The sequence below is a fragment of the Amycolatopsis sp. genome (genome assembly GCF_035276945.1).
In the GTDB taxonomy this organism is placed as follows: Bacteria; Actinomycetota; Actinomycetes; order Mycobacteriales; family Pseudonocardiaceae; genus Amycolatopsis_E.
In genome coordinates this window covers 128,166-154,602 of the sequence record NZ_DATELF010000046.1, presented here as the reverse complement: position 1 = coordinate 154,602, position 26,437 = coordinate 128,166, and the positions used below count along the sequence as shown (strand labels likewise).

Genomic DNA, 26,437 nt, shown 5'->3' with positions numbered 1-26,437 from the left:
CGATCACCCCGGCGACCCATTGGCCGTTGAGTCCTGCTTGGACCGGCGGCGGATTCGAGAAGCACCGTTTGCGCACGGAATTGCCCGCAACGACCAACTGGTCGCCGTCGCGGGCGTGCGCAGGAAGGATCACCGCGCCTCCGCCCGGCAGCGGCCCGAGCGTCGAACCGCCTGGGACAACACCAGCCCGTTGCCCCAGGGCGCGCGCCGACGTCCGCGATGGCGAGCGGTCATACCCTGCTGCGGGGTGCTCATGACCTCAGTCCACCCCGTTCACCGGTCGTGCGAGGAGGGCCGGAGCGCCACGGTAACCGGGACTTTCGGCTCTTTTCCCGCCGCAAGCACCGCATGACCAGATTCAGCACCCCGCCACGGTCTTCCGCGACGGCTTGCCCAGCCCAGCCCGGTCCCGTACCTGGTGACGACAGTTTTCACTGGACCAGACCAAACTCCTTTCCGGTCAGGCCGGTTACCTGAGTCCCCGGCCCGAAAGGACCAAGGACCCTCGCCTGCGCGAGATCACCGAAAAGTCCCGCGCGCAGACCATGGGCACGCTGCGGGTGGCGTTCGTGTCCGCGCTCGCGCTGGAGTTGCTGGCCACGCTGTCGGTCGCGCTGGTCGCGGTGTCGATCGGGTTGCGCCTGGTGGGCGGCGGCTTGGACCTGCACACCGCGCTGGTCGTGCTGATCCTCGCGCCCGAGGTGTACCTGCCGCTGCGGGCCGTGGGCGCCCGGTTCCACGACAGTGCCGAAGGCGTGGCCGCGGCCAACGAGATCTTCGAACTCCTCGACGAGAAGCCGCCCACCGGGCCGGGGCGTTCGCCCGCCCCCGACCCGTCCCGCGTCCCGATCCGGCTCGACGCGGTCACCGTCGACAGCCGGTCCCCACCGCCGCCGAGTCGCTGGTGGAGGACCGCGTCATGCCGCCGAACGTGCCGCCACTTCGGGATGAGCCCGTCGAGGAAGCGCCGGCGGTCGGGCGGGGGTGGCTTCGCGGCGCCGTGGGCGGGCACCGGCCGCGGTTGGCACTGGCCTGCCTGGCCGGGGCGGGAGCCCTCGGCAGCGCCGTCGCGCCGCCTCGGCATGGCTGATCCCCACCGCCGCGTTGCACCCACCGATCCTGACGCTGACCGCGGCGATCGTCGCCGTGCGCACCTTCGGCATCGCCAAGGGCGTGCTCCGCTATGCCGAACGCCTGCTCTCCCACGACGTCGCCCTCCGCGCGCTCGCCGACATGCGCGTACGGGTCTGGTCCACCCTCGTGCGACTGGGACCCGCGCGCACCGCCCGGATCCGCCGGGGGTTTGCTCAACCGCATGGTGTCCGATGTGGACAACCAGCAGGACGTGCTGGTCCGGGTGCTCGTGCCGGTCGTCTCGGCCGGCTTGGTCGGGCTCGGCACGGTGGTCGCGCTCGGTCTACTGCTGCCAGAGGCCGGGGTGATCCTGCTGCTCGGGCTGGTGGTGGCCGGATTGATCGCCCCGCTGCTGTCCGCGCTGGCCGCCCGCCGGGCCGAGCGCGACACCACCGGCCACCCGGTGCCGCGCCTGGTGCGCACGTCCATCGGCCCGATCAAGCTGGGTGAAAATTGCGATCTGGTGGTTAGCGTTCCGGGCCGCGCCTCGGGTTCAGCCGTTGGACCGCTCTTCGAGCATGCCCACCAGGGCCGAGGCGATGAGGGCGACTGCCCGATCATCGTCGTGGGCCAATTGCCGCAGGACGCCCCGCGCGATGGTCGCGGGCATCTCGGCGAGTGCCTGGGTCAGGCGTATCCGCACCGCGGAGTCCGCGGTGTCCGCGGCGAGCTCGTCGACCAGTGCACTCATGATCCGGTCCGCGCACCCGGGGTCCAGCGACAATGTTCCCAGGACCTCGGCCGCCTCGACGTCGTTCGTGCCCTCGACCACCATGCCGACGAGTGTCGGCACGGCCGCGGTCGCGCCACGCGTACCCAAGGCCAGAGCAGCATGCCTGCGCACCGCCGTGTCCGAGTCCCCGAGTGCGTTCGTGAGCACCGCGGTCGCCTCGTCACCGGACATCTCGGCGATCGCCAGGACCGCGCGCCGCCGGATGTCGACGTTCTCCGAATACACGCCGGGCGCCACACTCGCCACACCGTCACCGCCGGCCCGGGCGAGGGCCCACCTCAGGGCGCCGGCGACGTTCGGATCGGATTCGGCGAGGACCGCCCCAGCCAGCAGCTCGGTGGGAACCGGCACGTCCTCGGCCGGGGTCAGGACGGTCTGCTGTCGGCGCGCAGGACTGGGCGAGTTGAGCCCGTGCAGGAGCTCGACGATGCGCAGGACGCCCTGCCAGCCGGAGGGCGCCGAGGCATCGACCGTACGGAGTCGCTCGAGTAGTTCCTGCTCCCGCTTCAGTCGGTCTTCGGTTCGTTGGATGAGGTCACCGACCAGCGCGGACGGCGCGAAGGTGGGATCCTCCAGAGCGCGCCCGATCTGTCGCAGCGACAATCCCAGGGACCGCAGACTTTCCACGTGAAAGATCCGGCGAATATCGGCGGTGGAGTACTCCCGGTAGCCACCCACGGTGCGGCCTGTTGGTCGCACCAGCCCGAGGGAGTCGTAGTGCCTGAGCATCCGGGTACTCACCCCCGATCGGCGTGCCACCTCGCCGATCAGCACGCTGTTCCCTCGATCCGTTCCGGGCCGAGCGCGACGATCCGTTTCGCCTCGTCGACGGCTGGGTCGAAACCGGCATCCGGGTCGCGTAGGAGCCGCTCCGTGGCGCGGGCATGCGCACGCACCGTCGGGTCGTCACTCGCCAGTCCCGTCTGCAGGGCCGGCTCGATCACGTCTCCGAGTGCGACGAGTGCTCGGCTGAGACTCAGTTGCACGTTCCGGTCGCCGCGACCGAGCTGTGCGGCCAGCTCCGCTGCCAGCCCTTTCTGTTCCCCGGCGGGCACGAGGACGACGGCAGCACGCCACGCGCTTCGCGCGACCTCGTCGTCGGCGTCGTGCAGCAACGACCGCGTGATCGCGGGCCACGCATTCCTGTCCCCGATCTTGGACAGCGTATGCAACGCCTGGCTTCGGGCCTGAGCGCGCTCGGAACGGAGCTCCGCGCGGAGTCTGGGCACCGTGATCTCCGACGGGAGGCGGGTCAACGCCCAGGTGAGCATGTCGCGCACGAAGAAGTCCGGCTCGATCGCGCACCGTGCCACGAGCGCATCGACAAGGCCGGGGTCGGAGTGCGTGCCAACCGCCAGAGCGGTCTGGAGCCGCGTCGACGAGTTTCCGGCGCCCAACGCGTCGAGCAGGCGCGTGTCCGGTGAATTCCTGCGTGTCGAGTTGACGAAGACCACCTCCTGCACCCAGTGAAGACCTTGTCACGGTGTCAAGGTCAAGTGCGTGATGCCCAGGGCGAGCAGAAGCTCGGCCCGGAACGCCCGGTAGGACACCCTTTCCCCAGACGTTGGCGGCGGGCGGCTCAGCGGGTCGCGTGCGGCGCCGACGGCGAGACGCGCACCATCGCGTTCACCTCACTCGTCGATCCACACGAAGTCCAGCCGGTTGCGCACCCCGAGCACCCCCGCGACCAGCTCGGTCAACCGTCCGGCCGAGGTGACCGTGCTCTTGCGTTCGAGTAGCCCGAGCAGGGTCACGACGCCGTTGTCCACAGTGATGCTGTACGTGCCCGGGGTCGCGCCCAGCACGCGCTGGAAGACCTCGTTGTCGATCTCCTCCCGGACGTCGGCGTCGGGCCGCAGGAACACATCCAGCACGTCCCGGCGGGACAGCACCCCGACGAGCTTCCCCTGATCCAGCACGAACAGCCGCCGCACGGCACCGTCCGCCAAGGCTCGCGCCGCGGCCGGCATCGGCGTGTCGATGTCGACCGTGCGCACCGGCGAGGTCATCAGCTCCGCGGCCCGCAACGCCGCCGCCTTGCGCCGATACCGCCTGACCTCACGGGAATGCGCGGTATGGTCGCTGAGAGCCTCCTTGTGCAGCAGGTCGGCCTCCGACACCACACCCACCAGCGCTCCCCGGCGGTCCACCACCGGAACGGCGCTGATCCGCTCCCGGGTCAGCAACGCCGCGATCTCCCTGAACTCCGTATCCGGAGCCACCGCGATCGGGTTCGCGGTCATCAACGCGCCCACGCTCAGCACATCCATGTCAACCTCCGCATTCGCTCTGGTTCGAACCTACGGCTGTCGCCACCGGACATGCAGGGCCTTCGGCCATCGCCGGAAAGGACTTTCGTTGCGACAGAAGGGAGGCGTGGAGACCGGGCATAAGATCACTTCGAGCTCCACAGTAGACACTGCTCGACGACCTGTTCCCGCTCCGCCACCCCGGGGACAACGACTCGCTCCTCAGTAGTGGCTCCGCTTGGTGCCCAGCCGCCGCCATTCGTCGTCCCACTGGGCATACCGCCGCCGGTCCAGTCCCCACCTCACGAAACCGAAACCGACCGCGCCGACGGTTACGGCCCCCAGCCACGCCAGCACGGCCACCGTGATCCCGTTCATCGCCGCGACCTCGGTCGTGATCGGCGCACTCACGCGATTGCCGCTCTCGTCCAGCCAGATCGGCACCTTCGTGCCCGCCGTCGCGCCCTTGGCCACGGGAACCGTCCCGGCTCTCGCCGACCCATCGGGCAATAACCAGACCGCGTCCACGGGCACGGTGCCGCCCGCGGATATGCCACGTGCGTCCGCGGTGTCCGGCGCCGCGTCGGCCAGTAACCTAGCGGTCGTCTGATGACGGGTCGCGGCCTCTATGGCCACCTCCGCACGCTGCCCCGCATACAGGCTCGACCCCAGCAGACCGGCGAACGGTATCGCCAGCAACGCGATCAGCACCGCCACGGCCAGCGTCACGGTCTCGATCCGGTCCCACGATCGCACCAGCGGATTGCGGCCCAGGTGCGGCAGCCGCCACCACCGCGAGGAAAACGTTGACACGGCAACCACGACCTCTCCCAGGTCCCGTGAATTTCAGCCAGATCCAGCCTCGCCGCCGCATCCGCCGAGGCTAAGGGCCGTTGGTCACCTCGAACCGAGCCCGACGTCCCTGCCTTTCCCGGCCAACACAGTCGCCTCCGGACTCCATGGCCTCGTGCGTTCGAGGGGCGCAGGAGCGGGAGAAACCGTGGAAGCCGTAGCGCCGCAGCCGGTGCTGGCCGGTCCACGATCGCGGCAGCGCGGTCGCCCAGCACACGCCCTCGGCCGCCTCACGCCATCCCGGACCGTCAGGAGTTCCCGCTCTGGTGAGCCGCCATCGCGTGTGCGCGGACCACGCCCGGTACGGACTGGGCCAGCAAGGTCGCGACATGGCGGTCGGTGCCGTCGTCGAACTCGTCGGCGATGTCGACGATGCCGTCTCGTACCTGGACGTGCCAGCGGTCCGCTCCGCCGTAGATCGCCAGATGGTGTCGGACGTCGGCGGCGATGTCGGCGTCACCACGCGCGAAGGTGCGGACGATGTCGCCGCGAGTGACGATGCCGACCACCCGGGCACCGTCCACAATGGGCATCGCGCGGATCCGGGCTTCCAGCAGCGCACGCGCCAGCACTGCCAGTTCCGTGCCGGGGCCCATCGCGGTCGCCGGGGTGGTCATCACCTCCGCCACCGTGGCACCCGGGTGCCGCTCGCAGGCGTCGAGACGGCTGAAGCGTGCGTCGCGCGGGATCCGGTCGGCCATCAGATCGGCCTCGGTCACGATCCCCACCAGCCGCTCGTCGTCATCCACCACCGGCAACGCGGTGAAGCCGTGCGCCGCCAGCAACCCCGCGGCCTGCTTCGCCGGGGTCTCCTGGGTCACGGTGACCACCGGCTTGCTCATGATGTCCAAAACACGCATGGTTTCGCCCTCCTTGTCACCACAACGCTAGGAACGCGCTGCCCGCCCGGCAGCAGGAGATGGTCATCACAATGAGGGCTTCCGGCCCTCGCACGGGATGACCAGGGCAACGACACTGGTGTGACGAACGAACTGCGGCCATTGCCGCGCCGGAACTGCTTGGCACTACTGCTTGGCACTGCTGAGCTCGACGTCGGTCGGCTGGTCTTCACCGAGGGCGCGCTGCCCGCGATCCGGCCGGTGAACTATTTCGTGCACGAGGACGACATCATCGTCCGCACCAGTCCGGCCGGCACGCTCAGCACCCTGGACAACCAGGTGGTGGCCTTCGAAATCGACCACATCGAGCCTGACAGCCACACGGGATGGAGCGTCGTGGCGGTCGGAAAGGTCGAACACGTCACCGACATCGACACCACCCTTGGGCGCCCGGTGACCGCAGTTGCCACCTCCGGATTTACGTCGAGATCATCACCGGCCGCGGACTCGTACTGACCGGCTGACGAAAGACCGCCAGTTGGTGAAACCGCGACCGCGATAGCGAGCGCCCTCGGCACCGCCGAATTCCTCTTGTCCGTCGTGTCGGAGGGCTCCGCGGCCGGGGACCTACGTCTCTAGCCCGAAGCGGTGGGGACGCGGACCGTGGAGGACACGAGCGAAGGCACAAGGTGATCGAAATGATGTACGGGTACGGATATGGGGTCGGCTGGGTCTGGATGACGCTGATGCCGGTGGTGTGGATCGCGCTGCTGGGCGCGGTGGCCTGGGCAGTGGTCACCCTGGTGCGCCGTCCCGGCGGTCATGAGCACGCCGCGCCGGGTCAGGAAACGCCACAGGAGATTCTGGATCGCCGCTTCGCGTGCGGCGAGATCGATGGCGACACCTACGCCCAGGCACGCAACCACCTGGCTGGGCGAGAATCGGGAACATCATGACCTGGCCGCGCCGACGGTAGCTGCCCGGTCGGCGCTCACGACGTTGGCGCGCCCGATCCGTTCCGGGTGGTCGCGGAGGCGGCGCGGTGAACCCCACCACCGGAGGATTATCGATATAGTCTCGCCTGGCGCGCGGACCGGCCGCGAGCCTCCACAGGTGGAAGGGGCACGCGGTGACACTGGCGTTGGTGCCGCCGTCGGAGGGAGGCAAGGACGCCCGGGAACGGCTCGCGGAGTTCCTGCGCATCTATGCCTCGGTCAACACCAGGCTCGCCTACGCGACCGATCTCGGCATCCCGCTGGACTGGGTTCCCGGCTACGTCGCGCCGGATCCCGGTCGCCGGCGTGGGCGGCGCCGGGCCCAGCCGACCGGGTTGGCGTGGCTGCCCTGGTGCCTGCGCAACGAGTTCCGCTCGTTCGCCGAGGTCCGTGTCGAGCATGTCGAGCGCTGGCTGGACGAGCTAACCCGAGCCGGTTACGGCGACAGCACCCGGGGCCGGATGCTCTCGGCGGTCTCCGCCTTCTATCGCAAGTACCTGATCCGCGAAGGGCTGGCCGAGCACAATCCGGCCGCTCTCGTCGACCGCAAGACCCAGCACCTCAACCGCGCGACCGGCACCCCGTCGACCACCGCGCGCTGGTCGTTCGAGGCGTGCCGTTCCCTGCTGCTCGCCGCGCACCTGCTGGCCGACCGATCTCGTGACGGCCGCCGCGACCAGGCCATGGTGGAGATCCTGATCGGCACCGGGATACGCGCCGAGGAACTCGTCGGCACCAACCTCACCGACTACCGCCGCCTCGGACCCGGCGACATCGGGATCCTGCGGGTGCACGGCAAGGGTGCCAAGGACCGGGAGGTCGCCCTGACCGCCCCGGTCGCCGACGCCGTTGAGGCCTACTTCGAGCGGCGACGTCCCCCGGCCGTCCCCGCGGTCCGCGGCCAGGTCGGGCTCGCGCCCGCCGAACCGCTGTTCGTCACCAGCACCGGCCACCGCGTCCACGTCTCCCACGTCACGGCCTTGCTCCGGCGGCTGTGCGCCACCTTCGCCCCCGACCTCACCACCGAACCTCCCCGCGCCCGCTGGCTGCGGGACCTGCTGGCGACGTCGCACGCGGCGTTCATCGCCACCCACCTCGCCCCGCTACGCGACAGCATCCACCCCCACTCGGCCCGGCACTCCTACGCCACCCACGCCATCGAGCGCGGCGTGCCGCCCCGGCAGGTCCAGCGGGACCTCGGGCACGCCGCGCTGTCCACCACCGAGGGCTACCTCCACGACGAGGACAACATCCGCAACTCCGGCGCCCACGAGCTGTCCGTGGCGCTGCATCGCGGCTGGCTCACCTCGTCGATGAGCTGAGCGCCGAGGCAAGCAGATCTTGGTGGTGCCACGGTCGACGGTGAGCTGGGTTCCGAAGTCGTCTCTCCGGAACCCAACCGCGAATGGTCCTCGCGGCGTTTCCCGAGCAGCCGCCGATCTGATCAACGTGGCGTTGGACGAGCTGGTGCGGCGGAGCTGTGAGTTGCCCGGCTGTACCACGTTGGACGCGATGGCCGCCTCGATCCGTGCCGACGTGAACGGTGGCAATGTTCCGCGCGGTAGCGGCCCGGCCGGGCCGAACCGAGCGAACCGCGGAGCGGATCACCATGACGATGATCGTCCGGTCAACGATCGACCGATGACATCGGTCACACCGGCCTATCTTTGAAAGTGCCCGACCTGATTCGATCGCTTTTTGAGTTCCCGGCCACGCGCGGGTTCGGTTCAGGTGCTGGTGTGCAAGGGATTCCACCGAGTTCGGCGAGGAACTCCACGAAACGGTTCGGTCCGGCCAGTCATGGAGGTCGACTTGATGAGTTTGGTACGGGGTGCCAGAAGAACAAGGCCGAGCCGTGTCGTTCGCCGGTCGGTAATCGTCCTGGTGATCACGGTGGCCTGCGCGACGGGACCCGTCGCTTCGGCCGCCCCGGGGCACGGAACCGGCGGTTTTGGCCGGACCTGTGTCGAGAAGGAGGTTCCCGTCTCCCTCACCGGAAACGGACCGAAGACATACCACATTTTCGGGCGACTGTGTTATCCGTCGAATCGGGTGCCGCGGGCCGTCCAACTGCTCGTGTCCGGCTTCACCTACAACCACCTCTACTGGGACGTGCCGGGATTCGGCGACCGATACTCCTATGTCGCGCACGCGACGGCCGCCGGATATGCCACCTTCGCCGTGGACCCCATCGGCACCGGGGCGAGTTCCCACCCGCCCGGATCGCAGGTCACGATCGACGCCAGTGCGGCGACCCTGCACCAGGTCATTGAAGCCCTACGGGCCGGACGTGTTTCGAAGCGACAGTTCAGTCAGGTGATCTACGTCGGCCATTCGCTGGGCTCGAAGACGGGCTGGGTGGAGGTTTCGCGTTATCGCGACGTGGACGCGTTCGCCCAGACGGCGTCCCTGCACGCCTTCAACTCCGACACGCTGACCGAGTTCGGCGGTGAAGTCCACAGCGCTTCGGACGACCCGCGGTTCGCCGCGCTCGGCCTCGATCCGGGATATGTGACGACGAAACCCGGAATTCGGAAGATCTTCTACCACCTGCCCACGACGGATCCCGAAGTGCTCCGCTTCGACGAGCAGCACAAGGACGTCGGGTCGCAGGCCGAATCCGCGGGCACGCGGCAACTGGTGGCCGCACCTCCGGAGGAGACGGTGACCAGGAACATCGACGTGCCGGTGCTGTCGGTCGTCGGTCAGTACGACGCGCTCGACTGCGGCGATCCCGGCGGCGCGGCCTGCTCGGATCCACAGCAGGTCCGGAACTTCGAAGGCCGGTACTACTCGGCCGCGGCCCGGTTGACCGTGGCCATCGTGCCGGACGCCGGGCACGACCTGAACCTGCACCGGAACGCGCCGGACACGGACCAGATCGTCAATCGTTGGATCCAGTCGGTTTTGCGGCCGTCGAAGGGGAAGGTGTCCTGAGGAGAATACAGATATTCGACACGACGTGACGGGGAGCAGGCGCCGGGCAACAGTATGATCGGCGAAACCAGGATGGAGGTCTTCCGCGGCAGGACAACGGAACCGGCCTGGACAACGACGAGCAGGGCACACCGATCCAGCTGTGCGCCGGACCTGCCCAGCCCTGGTCACAGCCGTGGCACTTCTCCTGAGCGGCGATGTTCGTCAAGTCCCTTACCCGCGTTGGCGACCGTGTTCTCCCCGTAGTTGTCCCGGTTGTTCGTCGCCGAGCCGAAATGCGCGGTTTTGCCGTATCGCGGTTTTCCGGCCCGGTTTCGTGGCTGCCGGAATTCTTGCGCACGTTGTCCGAACTGGACTCCCGAAAATGCACGCCCCTCTTCGGCGATGCGAAAACTTCGACAATGTCGAAGACGATGTGACCGGAGTGGACGAGCACGATACCGTCTTTCGCGTAACTGACGGACTCGGCGACCGCGGACGCGACCGCGGTGGGTGCGGCGGGGCGCGGGGTACGGAGGATCTAACCTTCCAGGTATGAGCAAGCGCTTAGTGGCCCTCGGCGACTCGTTCACCGAGGGCGTCGGAGACGACGACCCCGCCCGCCCGAACGGCGTGCGGGGCTGGGCCGACCGGGTCGCCGAGCAACTCGCGGCCCGTCAACCGGAACTCCGGTACGCCAACCTCGCGATCCGGGGCCGGCTGCTCGGCCAGGTCCTCGCCGAACAGCTGGAACCGGCCCTCGCGCTCGAACCCGACCTGGTCACCCTCTACGCGGGCGGCAACGATCTGCTGCGTCCGAGGGTGAGCATCGACGCCCTCGCGGACGAATACGACAAGGCGGTGGCACGGCTGGCCGAGACCGGTGCCACCGTGGTGCTGTTCACCGGCGCGGACGGGGTCGAAGACCCGCTGTTCCGCAAGCTGCGCGGCCGGACCGCGATCTACAACGAGCACATCCGCGTGATCGCGGCGCGGCACGGCGCGCTGGTCGTGGACATGTGGGCGATGCGGCAGTTGCGGGACCGCCGCCTGTGGTCCGACGACCGGCTGCACCTCAACTCGCTGGGCCACAGCGAGGTCGCCATCGCCATGCTGGACGTCCTGGGCGAACCGCACGACCTGTCCCCCGTCGAGCTCGGACCGCGACCCGTGCTGGACCCGCGCCTGCAGCGGGCGGAAAACCTGCGGTGGGGCCGGGAACACGCGCTGCCCTGGGTCAAGCGACGGCTGCGCGGGGAGTCCTCCGGCGACACGGTCCGCGCGAAACGACCGGAGCTGCTACCCGTGTGACGGCCGCAGCCCGGCGAACATGAGATCGACGGTCCGCCGCCGCAACGCGGTGTCGGCGTCCAGGTGCTTGACGGCGTAGGAGGCGCCGACCAGCACCGCGATCAGCTCCGGAACCTCGACGTCCCCGCGCACCGCGCCCGCGTCCTGCGCGCGGCCCAGCAGGGCACCGAGTGCCTGACGGACCTGGGCGCCGACCTCCGCGCCGAGCCACGATACCTCGGCACCGGCCTCGGCGAGCGCCTCGCTGTACGCGTATTTCGCCGTCCCCATCTCCACCCAGTGGTCAAGGAAGGCGAAGAACGCGCTTCCGGGATCTTCCGCGTCCGCCCAGCGCGCCGCCTCCTCGGCGAATTCGCGCATCCGCTCCACCAGGACCGCCTGCCGCAGCGCCTCCTTGGTGGAGAAATGCCGGAACACCGTGCCGATCCCGACGCCGGCCGCCTTGGCCACCTCCTCGGTCGACGCGCCGGTGCCCTTGGCCGCGAACACCGCTTCGGCGGCCTCGAGCACCCGCGCCCGGTTACGCCGCGCGTCGGCCCGCAGAGGTTTCGCTTCCGCCACGTGCCCGATGGTAGGGCCATGCTCGCTATGGACATCTCGGTGCCGTTGGGGAAAGGTCCAGTTCAGTGAGTTCGGTCACGGGAGGTGCGGCAAGATGGTTCTTGGCGGCGACGAAGCGACAGGGGCTCTCCGGGTCCGGCAGACCGGGCAATCGACCCAGGTGCGCAGAGCCGCCTTGGCCAGCGCGATCGGCACCACCATCGAGTGGTACGACTTTTTCCTCTACAACACCGCGGCCGCGTTGATCTTCCCGCATCTGTTCTTCCCGGCGTCGAGCAGTTATGCGGGCGCGATGCAGTCTTTCGCCACCTACGCTGTCGGGTTCGCGGCACGCCCGGTCGGTGCGGCGATCTTCGGGTACTGGGGTGACCGGATCGGCCGGAAAACCACCCTGATCATTACGTTGCTGCTGATGGGCATCGCTTCCGGGCTCGTCGGCGTGCTGCCCGGGGCGAACACGATCGGCGTGGCCGCGCCCCTGCTCCTGGTCCTGCTGCGGCTGATCCAGGGCATCGCGATCGGCGGCGAGTGGAGCGGTTCGGTGCTGCTCGCCATGGAATGGGGTGACCAGCGCAAACGCGGCCTGCTCGGGAGTTTCGCGCAGATCGGTGTGCCGGTCGGCCTCGTGCTCGGCACCGGCGGGATGACGCTGCTGTCGGCGGTGCTGTCCAACGACGCGTTCACCTCCTGGGGCTGGCGGGTGCCGTTCCTGGCCAGCCTGATCCTCGTCGGTGTCGGCCTGATGATCCGGCTGCGGATCCTGGAGACGCCGATGTTCGCCGCGGTGGTGGCGCAGCGGCGAACATCGCGCAGCCCGGTCCTGGACGCGATCCGGCACCACTGGCGGGAGATCCTGCTGTCCGCGGGTCTGCGGTTCAGCGAGCAGATGCCGTTCTACCTCTACACGAGCTACGTCCTGGTGTATGTGGTGGCCGAGCACCACTACTCGAAGACGTTCGTGCTCAACGCCGTGCTGATCGCGGCCGTGCTGGAACTGGTGACGATCCCGTTGTTCTCGCACCTGTCGGACCAGTTCGGGCGCAAGCGGGTCTACCTCATCGGCGCGGTGCTGACCGGCGTGCTGGCGTTCCCGTACTTCGCCATCCTGAAGAACGGCGGCTACGTGCTGATCTTCGTCGCGATCGTGGTGTCGATGATTCCGCACGCGATGCAGTACGGCCCGCAGGCGGCGCTGATCGGCGAAAGCTTCCCGACGCACCTGCGGTACGGCGGCGCGGGCCTGGGATACCAGCTGGCGTCGGTGTTCGCCGGCGGACCCGCGCCGCTGCTGGCCACCTGGCTGCTGCACGTGACCGGCACGCCGTACTCGATCTCGGCCTATATCGTGTTCGCCTCGGTGGTCACCGTCGTGTGCTGCGTACTGATCAGCGACCGGTCGCGCGCCGACATCACCGACAACGCCGTGTACGCCAGAAAAGCCTGACTCTCCTCCTAGCGTTTCGGGGGCTGCGGCGGTCCCTGTGGGGGCTGGGGTGGCTGCTGGCCCTGGTGCGGGCCGCCGGCGGGCGGGTTGTTCCCGTAGTGGTGGCCAGGCTGGCGATGCGGCAGGTTCTGCTGCTGGCCCGCCGGCGGCCGGGTGGGCGTGAACGGCTGCGGCGGAGCCTGCCGCTCGGTGACCGGCTCCGGATCGGGGTCCTCAGGAGCGGGCGGCTGCTGCGCTTCCTCTGGCTGCGGGGTGACGGGAGTTCCGCGCAGCACGTCGGCGGCGGGCGGGACCGCCGGGATGGCCGGGCTCATCGGGCTCGGCACCTCCTGCCGGGCAACGGCTTCCGCCGCGCGGACCGCCTCGGCGATGCGCGGATCGGTCGAGGTGTCGAACCAGCTGGCCACCTCGTCGTCCTCGAGCGCCGGGGGCTCGATGGCCTCCTCCTTCGGCGGCTCGTACCGGAACACGCCGTCCTCGCCGGCTTTGCCGAACGCGCGGGCGAAGTTCTCCAGCGCCTTGCCGAAGTCGCTGGGCAGCAGCCAGACCTTGTTGGCGTCGCCCTGCGCCATCTGGGGCAGGGTCTGCAGGTACTGGTAGGCCAGTACCTCAGGGGTGGGCCGGCCGGCCTTGACCGCGGCGAAGACCTTCTCGATCGCCTTCGCCTGGCCCTGCGCCTGCAGGTACCGCGCGGCACGCTCACCCTGGGCCCGCAGGATGCGCGACTGCCGGTCCGCTTCGGCCTGCATGATGGTCGCCTGTTTCTGGCCTTCCGCGGCCAGGATCTGCGACTGCTTCTGGCCTTCCGCGGTCTTGATCGAGGCTTCCCGCTGGCCCTCGGCGTTGAGGATCATCGCGCGCTTCTCCCGGTCGGCGCGCATCTGCTTCTCCATCGAGTCCTGGATGGAGGGCGGCGGGTCGATCGCCTTGAGCTCGACCCGCGCCACCCGGATGCCCCACCGGCCGGTCGCCTCGTCGAGCACCCCGCGCAGCTGGTTGTTGATCTGGTCGCGCGAGGTCAGCGCCTGCTCCAGGGTCATCCCGCCGACCACGTTGCGCAGCGTGGTGGTGGTCAACTGCTCGACACCGACGATGTAGTTGGAGATCTCGTAGACCGCCGCGCGGGAGTCGGTGACCTGGAAGTAGACGACGGTGTCGATGGACACCGTCAGGTTGTCCTCGGTGATCACCGGCTGGGGCGGGAACGAGACCACCTGCTCACGCAGGTCGATGCGCGCCCGGACCTTGTCCAGGAAGGGCACCAGGAAGTTCAGGCCCGGCGAGGCCACGGTGCGGAACCGCCCGAGCCGTTCGATCACGGCAGACTGGGCCTGCGGGACCACCATGATCGCCTTCGCGATCGTGATGATCACGAAGAGCGCGATTACCGCGACAACTATGATCGCTGCGGTCGTCAAGATCTCTCCTGTTGGGCCGGTTGTTCCATTAGGGCTCGGGCGACACGACGGCTGTCGCGCCTGCTATCTCTACCACGGTGACCTTGGTGCCGGGCTCGATTCGCTGACCGTCCACGAGGCTTCTCGCCGACCAGACGTCCCCGCCGATCTTCACCCGGCCGTCGTGACCGTCCACCGTGGACAGCACGACCGCGTGCGCCCCGACCAGCGCGTCGACACCCGTCTTGACGTGCGGACCGTGCAGGAACCGGCGTTTCAGCGCGGGCCGGGCGAGGAAGATCAACCCGGCCGAAGCCACCGCGAAGACGAGCACGTCGATCACCGGGTTGCCGGTGACCGCCGCTGACCCCGCGCCCGCGAGCGCCCCGAGCCCGAGCATGATCAGGACGAAATCACCGGACAGTACCTCGGCGGCCATCAACACGACTGCCGCGATCAGCCAGATCAACGCCGCTGTCATGACTCCATCGTTGCAGAAGGTGACCATGTTGGGCCACCGAATCACCGGCCATGATCTTTGGTGTGACCTCAGTGGATGGTCACGAAGTCGATGAGCCGTTCGACCGCGCCGATCAGCGGGGTCTCCAGATCCCGGAAGCTGCCGACCCCGGCCAGCACCCGTTGCCAGCCCTCGTACGGTTCGCCCCAACCCAGCGCCGCGCAGATCCCTTCCTTCCAGGCGACCCCGCGGGGAACCGAGGGCCAGGCCCGGATACCGACCGCGGCAGGCTTGACCGCCTGCCAGATGTCCACGTAGGGGTGCCCGGTGACCAGCACGTTCTGGTCGTCGATCCGCTCGATCAACCGCGACTCCTTGCTGCCGGCGACGAGGTGGTCGACCAGCACGCCGAGCCTGCGGTGCGGTCCGGTGCCGAACTCCGCGATCCGCTCGGCGAGCACGTCCACGCCGTCCAGCGGTTCGACGACCACGCCTTCGACCCGCAGGTCATGACCCCAGACCCGTTCGACCAGTTCGGCGTCGTGCTTGCCTTCCACCCAGATGCGGGAGGCTCGCGCGGTCCGCGCCTTGAGCCCCTGCACCTTCACCGAGCCGGACGCCGAGATCGTGCGGGCCGGTTTCGGTGTGGTCCTGGGCGGCACGAGGGTGACCGGTTTGCCCTCGAGCAGGAATCCGGCGGGGCTGAGCGGGAAAACGCGGTGCTTGCCGTGGCGGTCCTCCAGGACGACGTTGCCGTACTCGAGCCGCACGACGGCTCCGCAGAACCCGCTGCCCGGCTCCTCCACCACCAGTCCGGCGTCCGCGGGCACCTCGGGGATCTTGCGCTTGCGGGGACTGCCGACCACGTCGTCATAGGAATGGGAACGCACGACCGGGGACGGTAGCGCCACCTGCGTCCCCGGTCGCGCCGCCACGCCGCTACGCGGCCACCGCGACCGGTGCCCGCCCGCGCAGGGCGACCGCCGCCACGAGCGCGGACGCGGCGACCAGGGCGGCCCCGGTCCAGAACGCGACGTGATACCCCGAGGTCAGGGCCGGGGCGGCGGCCACGCCCTTGGCCAGCAGGCCTTCGGTGCGGCTCGCGGCGAGCACCGCCAGCACCGACAACCCGAGAGCGCCCGCGACCTGCTGCGTCGTGTTGAACAGGCCGGAAGCCAGCCCAGCGTCCCCGGCCCGCACGTCACGCACGCCCAGTGCCATCAGTGCCGGCATCGCCAGGCCGAAACCAATGCCCATCGACAGCGTCGGGACCAGCACGTGCCGGGCATACCCGCCGTCCACCGGCACCACGGCCAGCAGCGCCAGACCGGCGGTGGTCAGCCCGAGTCCGGCCAGCAGTACCGCGCGCTCACCGAATCGGCTGGTCGCCCTGGCCGAAACGCCGAGGGAGACCACGGCGACGGCCAGCGCGACCGGCGCCATCGCCAGCCAGGTCTGCCGAGCCGAGTAGCCGAGCACCTGCCGCAGGTGGAGCACGACCGGGCATGGGCCTTGATCGCGGACAGGACGGCGGGCAGCGTCTCGCCCGAACGCAACGGTCACATCAGGAAAACCGCGTTCACTCTGGTCCGCTGCTTCCTCGTTTCGGACAGGCAAGGCAGGCAAGAGAACGGCGATGAGGGCGGCCGCGGCGGTGAGACCGGTGATCCCGAGCGCCACGGTGCGCGGGGCAAGTGATCAACTCCGGGGCGTGGATGAAAACTCGAAGAGCACGGCAAGGGCTTCGCACCAGGCGCGTACGCGGCCCGCGGGCAGTGCGGGGAAGATCGCCGGGTCCGAGCGGATCGCCCAGTCGACGGCGTCGAAGGCCGGGTCGCCGACACACGGGCGCGGGTCGATCGCCACGATTCCGGCAGCGCCGTCGAGGACGTTGCCGGGATGCAGATCGCCGTGCAGCAACATCCGTGGCCCGTCCGCGGCAAGAGCGAGCGCCGCTTTCCGAGACGAGGCGAGTCGATCCCGCGGAATGTGGCGCGAGCGGCGTGCGAGGTCGAAGATCAGGTTCACCCGTTCCGCAAGAGTCGGGAACACGCCGACCGGTGCGGGCACGGAAGCCAGCTCGACCAGCAACTCCCCGACCTCCGCCAGCGGGAGTTCCCGGCCACGTAACGGGGTTCCGGGGACGATCCCGGCCAGCAGGATCGCGCCCGCGTCCAGATCGGCGTCGAGGAGATCGACCACCCGTGCGCAGCCCGCCCAGGCCCGCAACGCGGCCGCCTCGGCGTCAGCTTGAGCACGACCAGACGGCCCATGCGGTCACGGCACCGCGGCGTCCGCCCGGTGTTGCCGCCGGAGAGGATGACCTCGACGCGCAGGTTCCAAGCCCGGGCCAGCCGGCCGACCAGGGCGGGAAGTTCGTCGCACCAGCCGTTGACCTCGGGGCCGAAGCGGTCGACCAGACGTGCGCGCGCGGCCGTGTCAAGGGTCAGAACAGCGGCCACGGGATGGCACGCCAGTCGTCGCCCGGTTCCGGGAACACCCCGGTGGACAGCAGTTTCTCGGCGCGTTCCACGACGGCTCCGATCTCCACGCCGTTGAGGTGCGCGGACAGCTCCTCGCCGAGCGAGCCGTAGATCTTTTCCGGCAGCGCGCGCAGCTTCTCGACGGCGTCGGAGGGCAGCGGCTCACCGATCCAGCCCCACAGCACGGTGCGCAGCTTGGGCTCGGAATGCAGGCAGATTCCGTGGTCCACGCCGTAAACCCGGCCGTCCGTCCCGGCGAGCACATGGCCGCCCTTGCGGTCGGTGTTGTTGGCGATGATGTCCAGGATCGCCAGATCGCGCACGCCGGGATGGTCGGCGTGCGTGAGGACAGCGGGCTCGCCGAGCCGGTCGTGCGCGTGCAGCACCACGCGCCAGCCATCCGGAACCTCCGCGGGCGGCCGGACGTCGACCAGCTCGTCGTCCGTCGTGTCGACCCACAGCTGCACCATGCCCACCCCGAGCGGCCCCTCACGCAGCGCGGTCGGCGGCACGCTGCCCAGCCCGGAAGCCTCGGACAGCAAGTAGGTCGCGACCTCGCGCCCCGCGAGCGTTCCGTGCGGGAAATCCCACAGCGGGCGCTCACCGGACACCGGCTTGTACACCGCGTGCCCGCTCAGCCCGTCCAGCTCGAGGGCACAGTAGAGCGTGACGTTCGAGGCGTCGACCAGGCGACCTTCGACTTCGAGCCTGCCTTGGGCGAGCAGTTGCCTGGCCGCGGGATCCGTCGGGCTGGTCAAGAGCGCCTAACTCTCGTTGAGCTCGGTCTCGCGGCGGTAGCCGTTCTGACGGGGACAGATGTGGCCGGCCGGATCGAGCGGTTCGCCGCACAACGGGCACGGTTTGCGGCCCGCGTTGACCACACGGTCGGCACGCTCGGCGAAGGCGCGGGCGGCGGCGGGTGTGAGGAACACACGTACCGCGTCGGGGCCTTCCTCGGTGTCGTCGAGCACGACGGTTTCGTCGACCTCACCCTCGGTCATGGCGAGCAGTTCGATCACCACCGCCTTGCTCTCGGCGTCCCAGCCCAGGCCCATCGTGCCGACCCTGAACTCCTCCTCCACCGGCACGGTGAGGGGATCGACGTCGACCAACTCTTCCGGGACCGACTCCGGCACATCGGCCCCGAAGCGGTTGGCGACCTCCTCCAGCAGCGACCCCAGGCGCTCGGCGAGCACCGCGACCTGTTGCTTCTCGACGGTCACGCTGATGATCCGGACGTCCTCGGACGCCTGCAGGTAGAAGGTGCGGTCTCCGGGTTCCCCGACGGTCCCTGCGACGAACCGGTCAGGCTGGCGGAAGACGTGGATTACTCGAGCCATGGCACCCCCGACCCTAAGCCACCGTTCCATGATCGGCACCCGCCGCCCTGCTTTGAGTGTAGTTGAGCGCCTGCCGGCGTATCGGTGATGCGATCGCAGGCCGGCGAAAGCGCAGCTAAGGTGACGAGATGGTCGGCACGTCACCTTTCGGGACCTGGACTTCGCCAATCACCGCCGCCGATGTCGCGGCGGCCGGCAGCAGCCCACAATGGCTGGACGTGGCCGGCGGAGAAGTGTGGTGGGCGGAGGGCAGGCCCTCGGAAGACGGCCGGGTCGCGCTGGTGCGCCGGAAGGCCGACGGGACGCTCGAGGACATGCTGCCCGCGCCCTGGAACGCACGGAACCGCGTGCACGAGTACGGCGGCCGTCCGTGGCTCGTGCGGGGCCGGTCGCTGTTCTTCACCAACTGGAGCGACCAGCGGGTGTATGTGCGCGACCTGGACAGCGGGGAGATTTCGCCCATCACGCCCGAGCCACCGACCCCGCAAGGCGTCCGGTACGCCGATCTCCGGCCGGGCCCCGGGGACGAGGTGTGGGCGGTTCGCGAGGCCGGCACCGGTCCGCGGCGCACGGACATCCGCCGCGATCTCGTCGCGCTGACCGGCGGCGTGCGGTCGCTGGCCGCCAGCCACCACTTCCTGACCGGGCCGCAGTCGTCCCCCGACGGCCGGCACGCGGCGTGGCTCGGCTGGGACCATCCGGCCATGCCCTGGGACGAAACGGAACTGTGCGTCGCGGAGATCTCGGCCGACGGCACGTTCGGCCCGCACCGGGTGCTCGCCGGCGGGCGCGGCATCTCGGTGTGCCAGCTCGACTGGGAAAGCCCCGGCTCGCTGCTCGCCCTGCTCGACCCCGAGGGCTGGTGGAACCTGCACCGGATCACCCTGGACGGGCGAGCGGAGAACCTCGCCCCGGTCGAGGCTGAACTCGGCGGACCGCTGTGGAAGATCGGCGCGCGCTGGTTCGCCCCGCTCGGCGACGGCAGGCACGCGGTGCTGAACTCCGGCCGGCTCGCCGTGCTGGACGAGAAGGCACAGACGGTGACCGACGTGCCGACCACGCTGACCGCCTGGGCGACCACCTTCGCGCCGTCCGGCACCGGGGTCGCCGGTATCGCCGCCGGCCCGGAGCGGGATCTCACGGTCGTACAGGTCGACCTGGGCACCGGCACCGTGACGGAACTCGGCGAAAGCACGGCGCCGGCTGTTCCGGCCGGGTATTTGCCCGTGCCGCGGACGCGGACCTTTGCCGGACCCGACGGCGAAACGATTCCGGCCTACCTGTACCCGCCCGCCAATCCGGATCAGGTGGCGCCCGAAGGCGAACTGCCGCCCTATCTCGTACACGTCCACGGTGGCCCGACCGGGCGGAACTTCCCGGTGCTTGACCTGGATTTCGCGTACTTCACCAGCCGCGGCATCGGCGTCGTCGCGGTCGACTACGGCGGCTCCACCGGCTACGGCAGGCGGTACCGGGAACGGCTGCGCGAGCAGTGGGGCGTGGTCGACGTCCGCGACTGCGCGGCGGTGGCGGAGGCGCTCGTGACCGAAGGCATCGCCGACCCCGCGCGGCTGGCCATCCGCGGCGGCAGTGCGGGCGGGTTCACCTCGGCGGCGGCCATCACCACCGAACGGATCTACCGGGCGGCCACCGTCAAGTTCCCCATCCTCGACCTGTCGAACTGGACGACCGGCGGTGGCGAAACCCACGACTTCGAATCCCGCTACCTCGAGGGCCTGATCGGACCGCTGCCGGAAACCAGGCGGCGTTACCTCGACCGGTCACCGCTCGCGCACGCCGACCGGCTGGCCGGGCCGGTGCTGTTCCTGCAGGGCCTCGACGACCAGATCTGCCCGCCCGAACAGGCCGACCGGTTCGTGGCCGCGTTACGTGGCAAGGGAATCCCCCACGCGTACCTGACCTTCGCAGGCGAGCAGCACGGCTTCCGCAAGGCGGAGACGATGATTACCGCGCTGGAGGCCGAGCTGTCGTTCTACGGCCAGGTCTTCGGTTTCGCCACGCCCGGAGTGCCACACCTGGAGCTCTGCCGGTGAGGCGGCAATAGTGGCAGGCATGCGGCTTTCCCCCGAAACGGCCAGGGAGCGGTTCGCCGCCGCCCGGATCGCTCGGCTGGCGACGGCGAACGCGCAGGGCGTGCCCCATCTGGTGCCGGTGACCTTCGCCATGGATGGCGACGTGATCGTCTTCGCCGTGGACCACAAACCCAAGGCCACCACCGATCTGCGGCGGCTACGGAACATCGCGGCGAACCCGGCGGTCGCCTTCCTGGCCGATCACTACGACGAGGACTGGACGCACCTGTGGTGGGTCCGCGCCGACGGCTTCGCCACCGTCCTCACCGAAGCCGCCGAACGGGCCGAGCCCGTCGAGTGGCTGCGCGCGAAGTACGAGCAGTACGCGGACCACCCACCCGAGGGGCCGGTGGTCCGCGCGACGATCACTGCCTGGCGGGGCTGGACGGCGAGCTGACGAAGTCCGACACGGTCTGCTTGCGCCACGCGGCGATCAGGCCGAGCGGGTCGGGCCGCAGCAGCGCCGCCGCCGCGTACACGCCCAGTGCCAGGGTGAGCACGACGAACCACCAGTCGTACAGCGCCTGTTCCCCCGTCGGGTAGTACGCCATCACCAGGAACACCGCGACCCCGACCACCACGGCCAGATGCCTGCGCCGCCACGGGAACGCCGAAGCGAGCACGAAACCCCACGTCAGATACCACGGCAGGGTGGGCGGCGCGAGAATCGCGGTGGCCAGCAGGGTCACCGCCATCCGGAATATCGCCTCGTTGCCGCCGTAGCGCGACTTCCACCACTGCTGCGCGAAGAACGCAGCCAGGGTCAGCATCGACAGCAGTCGCGCGACCGTGATGAACGGCGACTCCGGCACGTTGATCACCAGGTGCACCAGGGTGTAGGCGACCTGGCCGACCCCGGTCGACGGGTTCAGCCAGTTGGTGACCAGAGTCGGCGCCTGCAGCCCGGTGACCCAGCCCAGGTTGAACGAGCCGAGCGAAACCCAGGTGCCCACGACGAACACCGGCAGGAAGATCCCGACCGAGGCCGCGCCCACCTTGAGGAAGTTCCGCGTGCGGTTCTCACCCTCCAGGTGGTTGGTCCACACCCAGACCAGGAACGGCAGCGCCACCGCCGCCGTCGGCTTGATCAGCATCGCCACCGTCACCAGCACGATCGACACCGCATGCTTGCGCTCCAGCACGGCGAGCACGCCCATGGTGAGGAAGCCGAGCATCATCAGGTCGTTGTGCGGGCCGCCGAACAGGTGGATCACCGTCATCGGGCTGGCCACCGCCAGCCACAGCGTGATCGGCAGCCTGCCACCGAGGTGACGCACCAGCCGCGGCAGCGCCCAGACCATCGCGCCGAGCCCGAGCAGCAGCACCAGCCGGGTCACGATCACGCCGACGATCACGTTGTCCCCGGTCACCGCGACGATGCCCTTGGCGATGAGCAGGAACAACGGACCGTACGGGGCCGGCGTGGTCTGCCACACCGGGTGCACGTTCTGCACGATGTTCGGCAGGATCTCCAGTTCGGCGGGCCCGTGCGCGTACGGGTTGAGCCCGTGCAGCAACTGCGCGCCCTGGCCGAGGTAGGAGAACACGTCACGGGTGAACAGCGGCGGCGAGATCAGCAACGGCGCCATCCAGCACGCCGACGCGATCACGATCGCCCTGCTGCCGATCCGCCCGGCCAGCATGTACCGGCCGAGCCGCACCCACGCCCACACGACCAGACCGAAGCCGGCGTAGAGCACGCCGTTGGCGAGGATCTGGCCGTGCCCGTAGCGGATCCAGGACAGCGGCCCGGTGCCGATGACCGGGTCACGGATGAGGATTCCCCCGGCGCCGAACGCGCCGAGCAGCAGCAGGACGCTGCCGAAGGTCCCCATCAGCGTGGTGCGGACCGGGAACGGGTTCGCTTCCGCCTCACGCGCTTCCGCCGGGGCAGGCACCCCGGCCGCCGGAGTTTCCGGCAAGGGGGTCTGGGGGCTTGCCCCCAGCCGGGTCCTGGGGGCTGGGCCCCCAGAAGACGCAGGATCAGTAGTGGTCGCCATTTCGATGAAGGAGATTACACAGTGCGCCGAGCCGGACTCGCGGCGGCTTGACACTGCGGGCACCGTGCCTGTATTCGCGCGAGACCCACGTCATTTCGCCCCGACCCCGGCCGGCAGCGCCGCCAACAAGGATTTGGTGTACTCGTGCTCGGGGTCGAGCAGGACTTCCTCGACCGTACCGACTTCGACCAGCCTTCCGCGATACATCACCGCCACCCGGTCCGCGATGTTCCACGCCAGCCCCAGATCGTGGGTGATCACCAGGCCCGCCAACCCCAGTTCACGCCGCAACCGCAGCAGCAACCCGAGAATCTCGCCCCGCACGGACGCGTCCAGCGACGCCACCGGTTCGTCGGCGACGAGCACGCCGGGCCGCAGCGCGAGCGCCCCGGCGATCACCACGCGCTGGCGCTGGCCACCGGACAGCTCGTGCGGCAGCCGGGACAGGAACCGCTCCGCGGGCCGGAGTTCGGCCGCTTCCAGCGCGGCCTTGACGATCTCGCGCTCGTCACCCGGCAGCCGGTGGATCCGAGGCCCCTCCGCGACGGCCTCATACACGGTGTGACGCGGATTCAGCGCGCTCGCCGGGTCCTGCAGCACGAGCTGGACCTGCCGCCGGTACGCCGTCAACCCGGCCCCGGACGTCGGTACCGGCGCCCCGGCGTAGCGCACCGAGCCCGAGGTCGGCTTCTGCAGCGCGAGCAGCGTCCTGGCCAGCGTGGTCTTGCCCGACCCCGACTGACCTACCAGCGCGACGATCTCGCCGCGCCGCACCTCGAGGTTCACCCCGGCGACAGCATCGATCCGCACGCCTTTCCGGTCACGGAAGGTCACCCGCAGGTCCTCGGCGGCGAGCAGTACCTCGGCGCCGGATGCCCGCTCGGGTTCCGGGGGTAGCGGCTCGCTCGTCGCCGGCGCGAACCGGGACGCGGGATCGCCGACCGTCGGGAACGCCGCGGCCAGCGCGCGCGTATGGCTGTGCCGCGGCGAGCCCATGATCTCGCCGCCCGGCCCGCGCTCGACCACCTCGCCCTGGTACATCACCGCGATCCGCGCGCAGGTCGCGGCCAGCACGGACAGATCGTGGCTGATCATGATCAGCCCGAGGTGCCGCTCCGCGACCAGCCGGCTCATCAGGTCCAGGACCTGCGCCTGCACGATCACGTCGAGCGCGGTGGTCGGTTCGTCGGCGATGATCAGCCGCGGACGGCACGCCAGCGCCATGGCGATCATCACCCGCTGCTTCTGCCCACCGGACAACTCGTGCGGGTAGGCGCCGGCCCGCGAGACGGGCAGGTCCACCTGCTCCAGCAGCTCCGTCACCCGTGCCTTGACCTCGGTCTCGCCGGGCGGCTCGGCCGCGTGCAGCCGGATCGGCTCGGCGATCTGCGCACCGATCCGGTGGACCGGGTTGAGCACGTGCATGGCGCCCTGGAACACCACCGAAGCTTCCGCCCAGCGCACCGCGCGCAACCGCCCCCAACGCATGGTCATGACGTCCTCGCCGTCGAGGAGGATTTCGCCCGACACCCGCGCGGACTTGGGCAGCAGCCGGAGCACGCTCATCGCCACCGTCGACTTGCCCGAGCCCGACTCGCCCGCGATCCCGAGCGTCTCCCCCGGCTCCAGTCGCAGGTCCACTCCCCTGACGGCCGGCACCTCTTCGTCGCCCACGCGGTAGGTGACACCGAGATCCTTCAGCTCCAGCAAGCTCATCCCCGCTCCCCCTTGAGCCGTGGGTTCACGACCGTTTCCAGCGCCCGGCCGACCAGGGTGAAGCACAGCACGACGACGACGATCGCCAGCCCGGGCGGCAGCAGGTACCACCACGCTCCCCCGGTGACCGCTCCCGAGGTCAGCGCCCGCTGCAGCATCGAGCCCCAGGACACCACGGCCGGATCGCCGAGTCCCAGGAACGAAAGCGTGGACTCGGCGATGATCGAGTTCCCGACCACCAGCGTGGTGTTCGCCAGCACCAGCGGCAGCACCCCTGGCAGCACATGCTTGCCGACGATGTGCAGGTGCCCGCCACCGAGCGCCTTCGACCGCTCGATGTAGGGGCAGCTTTCGATGGTGAGTGTCTGCGCCCGCACCAGCCGCGCGGTCGTCGGCCAGGACGTCACACCGATCGCGAGGATGATCGTGGCCACACCCTGCGGCAGCACGCTCGACAGCGCGATGGCCAGCACCAGCGACGGCAGCACCAGGAAGAAGTCGGTGAACCGCAGCAGGACGCCCGACACCCAGCCGCCGAAATGCGCGGCCGCGATCCCCGCGATCGTGCCGATGCAGACCGACAGCACGGTCGCCGAGAACCCGACCAGCAGCGAGATCCGCGCACCCCACAGGGTCAGCAACAGCACCGAGCGGCCGTCGATGTCCGTGCCGAGCGGGAACTCACCGCTGGGCGGCCGAAGCGGCTTGCCGGGCGCGTGGACGACGTCCAGGCCCGCCTGGTCGGTGATCAGCGGCGCGAGCAGCGCCAGCACCACGATCACCGCCAGCACGCCCAGCCCGGCGAGCCCGCCCTTCTTGGCCGCGAACTCGCGCCACACGCCCACCGCGGCTGCCCGCCGCCGCTGCCAGACGATCCCCGCGGTCACCGCGCACGCACCCGGGGATCGAGCACCCGGTAGAGCACTTCGGCGATCAGGTTCATCACGATGACCGAACCGGCCAGCACCACGAAAACCCCCTGGAGCAACGGAAGATCCGGCACGCGTAGTGCCTGGTAGGTGAGGTAGCCCAGGCCGGGCCAGGAGAACACCGCCTCGACGGTGACCGTGCCCGACACGACCAGGCCGAACTGCAGGAAGATCAGCGTGACCGTGGGCAGCAGCGCGTTCGGCACGGCATGGCGGCGGCGCACCAGGTCGTCCCGCAGCCCCTTGGCCCGTGCCGTGGTGAGGTACTCGGCGTTCATCTCACCCAGCAGCGACGAGCGCATCACCAGCATGTACTGCGCGTAGAGCACCGCGAGCAGGGTCACGCACGGCAGCACCAGATGGTGCGCCACGTCCAGGACCTCCGGGAAGAACCCGGGCGGGGTGTCCGGGGACCGCATCCCGCCGCTGGGGAACAGGCCCTGCGTGGCGATCAGCAGCAACAGCCCCAGCCAGAACTGCGGGACCGACCACAGCGTGAGCGAGATTCCCGTGTGCATGCGATCGAACGCGCTGTCCCGCCGCCATGCGGCGCGGACGCCGAGCCACAGCCCGAGCACGATCGCCAGCACGGTGGCCGTGCCGACCAGGAACACTGTCGGCCAAAACCGTTCGGCGATCAGATCGGCCACCGGGCGGTTGTAGGCGTAGGAGCTGCCGAGGTCGCCGCGGACGATCCCGCCCAGGTAATCCAGGAACTGCCGGAACAGCGGCTTGTCCACGCCGAACCGCTCCCGCAACTGGGCCATCTGCCCCGGGTCGAACGGCTTCTCCCTGGTCATGGTGGCGACCGGATCGCCGGGGATCATGCGGAACAGCAGGAACCCGAGCACCACCACGAAGAACAGGCTGCCGACCGCCCCGCCCAGCTTGCCGAGCAGGAACCGGGCCGTGCCGGTCCCACCCCGCCGCTCGTCGGGGTCGGTCAGGTCAGCGCCGAACTCGGCCAGCGCCTCGCTCACTCCGT

The 26,437-nt window shown here is 69.7% G+C and carries 26 protein-coding genes; 8 read left to right on the top strand and 18 right to left on the bottom strand.

Features of this window, described 5'->3' with window-relative positions:
• Positions 1-469: 469 nt before the first annotated feature.
• From VJT49_RS35115 to VJT49_RS07555, 6 genes are all read right to left on the bottom strand, one after another.
• Positions 470-1,084, bottom strand: a complete 615-nt coding sequence (locus VJT49_RS35115) for a hypothetical protein (RefSeq protein ID WP_414635860.1) — start codon at positions 1,082-1,084, stop codon at positions 470-472.
• Positions 1,085-1,627: 543 nt separating this feature from the next.
• Positions 1,628-2,641, bottom strand: coding sequence for a HEAT repeat domain-containing protein (locus tag VJT49_RS07575; RefSeq protein WP_324163994.1), 1,014 nt, complete (start codon positions 2,639-2,641; stop codon positions 1,628-1,630).
• Complete coding sequence (locus tag VJT49_RS07570; protein WP_414635864.1) at positions 2,635-3,321, bottom strand: HEAT repeat domain-containing protein; 687 nt, start codon at positions 3,319-3,321, stop codon at positions 2,635-2,637. Before VJT49_RS07570 ends, VJT49_RS07575 begins: the two co-directional genes overlap by 7 nt.
• Before the next feature lie 177 nt (positions 3,322-3,498).
• Positions 3,499-4,137 (bottom strand): CBS domain-containing protein, encoded by a 639-nt coding sequence (locus tag VJT49_RS07565; protein WP_324163992.1) that lies wholly within the window; start codon positions 4,135-4,137, stop codon positions 3,499-3,501.
• 201 nt (positions 4,138-4,338) lie between these two features.
• Positions 4,339-4,929: a hypothetical protein gene (locus tag VJT49_RS07560; RefSeq protein WP_324163991.1), complete on the bottom strand. Its 591-nt coding sequence runs from the start codon at positions 4,927-4,929 to the stop codon at positions 4,339-4,341.
• A gap of 287 nt (positions 4,930-5,216) precedes the next feature.
• Positions 5,217-5,828 (bottom strand): CBS domain-containing protein, encoded by a 612-nt coding sequence (locus tag VJT49_RS07555; protein WP_324163990.1) that lies wholly within the window; start codon positions 5,826-5,828, stop codon positions 5,217-5,219.
• A 120-nt stretch (positions 5,829-5,948) separates the two neighbouring features.
• Here VJT49_RS07555 and VJT49_RS07550 point away from each other — a divergent pair, with 120 nt between their 5' ends.
• From VJT49_RS07550 to VJT49_RS07530, 5 genes are all read left to right on the top strand, one after another.
• Complete coding sequence (locus VJT49_RS07550) at positions 5,949-6,323, top strand: pyridoxamine 5'-phosphate oxidase family protein (RefSeq protein ID WP_324163989.1); 375 nt, start codon at positions 5,949-5,951, stop codon at positions 6,321-6,323.
• Between the two features lie 182 nt (positions 6,324-6,505).
• Positions 6,506-6,763, top strand: a complete 258-nt coding sequence (locus VJT49_RS07545; RefSeq protein ID WP_324163988.1) for a hypothetical protein — start codon at positions 6,506-6,508, stop codon at positions 6,761-6,763.
• A 173-nt stretch (positions 6,764-6,936) separates the two neighbouring features.
• On the top strand, positions 6,937-8,124 hold the full coding sequence (locus VJT49_RS07540; RefSeq protein WP_324163987.1) for a tyrosine-type recombinase/integrase: 1,188 nt from the start codon (positions 6,937-6,939) through the stop codon (positions 8,122-8,124).
• A 730-nt stretch (positions 8,125-8,854) separates the two neighbouring features.
• A complete protein-coding gene (locus VJT49_RS07535) occupies positions 8,855-9,739 on the top strand; it encodes an alpha/beta hydrolase (protein ID WP_324163986.1) in 885 nt (294 codons plus the stop codon).
• 534 nt (positions 9,740-10,273) lie between these two features.
• Positions 10,274-11,029 carry an SGNH/GDSL hydrolase family protein gene (locus VJT49_RS07530; protein ID WP_324163985.1) on the top strand — a complete coding sequence of 252 codons (756 nt, stop codon included), beginning with the start codon at positions 10,274-10,276 and terminating at the stop codon, positions 11,027-11,029.
• Here the strand turns inward: VJT49_RS07530 and VJT49_RS07525 are convergent.
• Positions 11,018-11,590 (bottom strand): helix-turn-helix domain-containing protein, encoded by a 573-nt coding sequence (locus VJT49_RS07525; protein ID WP_324163984.1) that lies wholly within the window; start codon positions 11,588-11,590, stop codon positions 11,018-11,020. The genes VJT49_RS07530 and VJT49_RS07525 overlap by 12 nt on opposite strands.
• Positions 11,591-11,684: 94 nt before the next feature.
• Here VJT49_RS07525 and VJT49_RS07520 point away from each other — a divergent pair, with 94 nt between their 5' ends.
• Entirely contained in the window at positions 11,685-13,034 is a 1,350-nt protein-coding gene (locus VJT49_RS07520) for an MFS transporter (protein ID WP_324163983.1), read from the top strand.
• An 8-nt stretch (positions 13,035-13,042) separates the two neighbouring features.
• Here VJT49_RS07520 and VJT49_RS07515 read toward each other — a convergent pair whose 3' ends face one another.
• The 7 genes from VJT49_RS07515 to VJT49_RS07485 all read right to left on the bottom strand — a co-directional run bounded on the left by VJT49_RS07515 (position 13,043) and on the right by VJT49_RS07485 (position 18,714).
• Positions 13,043-14,452, bottom strand: a complete 1,410-nt coding sequence (locus VJT49_RS07515; RefSeq protein ID WP_324163982.1) for an SPFH domain-containing protein — start codon at positions 14,450-14,452, stop codon at positions 13,043-13,045.
• A gap of 28 nt (positions 14,453-14,480) precedes the next feature.
• The gene (locus VJT49_RS07510; RefSeq protein WP_324163981.1) at positions 14,481-14,912 is read right to left on the bottom strand and encodes an NfeD family protein; all 432 of its coding nucleotides are present in this window, start codon (positions 14,910-14,912) and stop codon (positions 14,481-14,483) included.
• A 68-nt stretch (positions 14,913-14,980) separates the two neighbouring features.
• Positions 14,981-15,781: a DUF3097 domain-containing protein gene (locus tag VJT49_RS07505; RefSeq protein ID WP_324163980.1), complete on the bottom strand. Its 801-nt coding sequence runs from the start codon at positions 15,779-15,781 to the stop codon at positions 14,981-14,983.
• Positions 15,782-15,830: 49 nt separating this feature from the next.
• On the bottom strand, positions 15,831-16,388 hold the full coding sequence (locus tag VJT49_RS07500) for an MFS transporter (protein WP_324163979.1): 558 nt from the start codon (positions 16,386-16,388) through the stop codon (positions 15,831-15,833).
• Between the two features lie 201 nt (positions 16,389-16,589).
• Positions 16,590-17,120: a phosphotransferase gene (locus VJT49_RS07495; RefSeq protein ID WP_324163978.1), complete on the bottom strand. Its 531-nt coding sequence runs from the start codon at positions 17,118-17,120 to the stop codon at positions 16,590-16,592.
• 217 nt (positions 17,121-17,337) lie between these two features.
• Positions 17,338-18,132 carry an SCO1664 family protein gene (locus VJT49_RS07490; RefSeq protein WP_324163977.1) on the bottom strand — a complete coding sequence of 265 codons (795 nt, stop codon included), beginning with the start codon at positions 18,130-18,132 and terminating at the stop codon, positions 17,338-17,340.
• A gap of 6 nt (positions 18,133-18,138) precedes the next feature.
• Positions 18,139-18,714 carry a DUF3090 domain-containing protein gene (locus tag VJT49_RS07485; protein ID WP_324163976.1) on the bottom strand — a complete coding sequence of 192 codons (576 nt, stop codon included), beginning with the start codon at positions 18,712-18,714 and terminating at the stop codon, positions 18,139-18,141.
• A 128-nt stretch (positions 18,715-18,842) separates the two neighbouring features.
• On the opposite strand from VJT49_RS07485, the gene VJT49_RS07480 reads away from it, so the two are divergent.
• Positions 18,843-20,768, top strand: coding sequence for a S9 family peptidase (locus tag VJT49_RS07480; RefSeq protein WP_324163975.1), 1,926 nt, complete (start codon positions 18,843-18,845; stop codon positions 20,766-20,768).
• Positions 20,769-20,787: 19 nt separating this feature from the next.
• Complete coding sequence (locus VJT49_RS07475; protein WP_324163974.1) at positions 20,788-21,204, top strand: TIGR03668 family PPOX class F420-dependent oxidoreductase; 417 nt, start codon at positions 20,788-20,790, stop codon at positions 21,202-21,204.
• On the opposite strand, the gene mptB is transcribed toward VJT49_RS07475, so the two are convergent.
• The 4 genes from mptB to VJT49_RS07455 all read right to left on the bottom strand — a co-directional run bounded on the left by mptB (position 21,173) and on the right by VJT49_RS07455 (position 26,432).
• A complete protein-coding gene (gene mptB / locus VJT49_RS07470; RefSeq protein WP_324163973.1) occupies positions 21,173-22,807 on the bottom strand; it encodes a polyprenol phosphomannose-dependent alpha 1,6 mannosyltransferase MptB in 1,635 nt (544 codons plus the stop codon). The genes VJT49_RS07475 and mptB overlap by 32 nt on opposite strands.
• A 90-nt stretch (positions 22,808-22,897) precedes the next feature.
• Positions 22,898-24,523, bottom strand: coding sequence for an ABC transporter ATP-binding protein (locus tag VJT49_RS07465; RefSeq protein ID WP_324163972.1), 1,626 nt, complete (start codon positions 24,521-24,523; stop codon positions 22,898-22,900).
• Positions 24,520-25,410: an ABC transporter permease gene (locus VJT49_RS07460; RefSeq protein ID WP_324163971.1), complete on the bottom strand. Its 891-nt coding sequence runs from the start codon at positions 25,408-25,410 to the stop codon at positions 24,520-24,522. The genes VJT49_RS07465 and VJT49_RS07460 overlap by 4 nt, the downstream gene beginning before the upstream one ends.
• Complete coding sequence (locus VJT49_RS07455) at positions 25,407-26,432, bottom strand: ABC transporter permease (RefSeq protein WP_324163970.1); 1,026 nt, start codon at positions 26,430-26,432, stop codon at positions 25,407-25,409. The genes VJT49_RS07460 and VJT49_RS07455 overlap by 4 nt, the downstream gene beginning before the upstream one ends.
• Between the last annotated feature and the right edge of the window lie 5 nt (positions 26,433-26,437).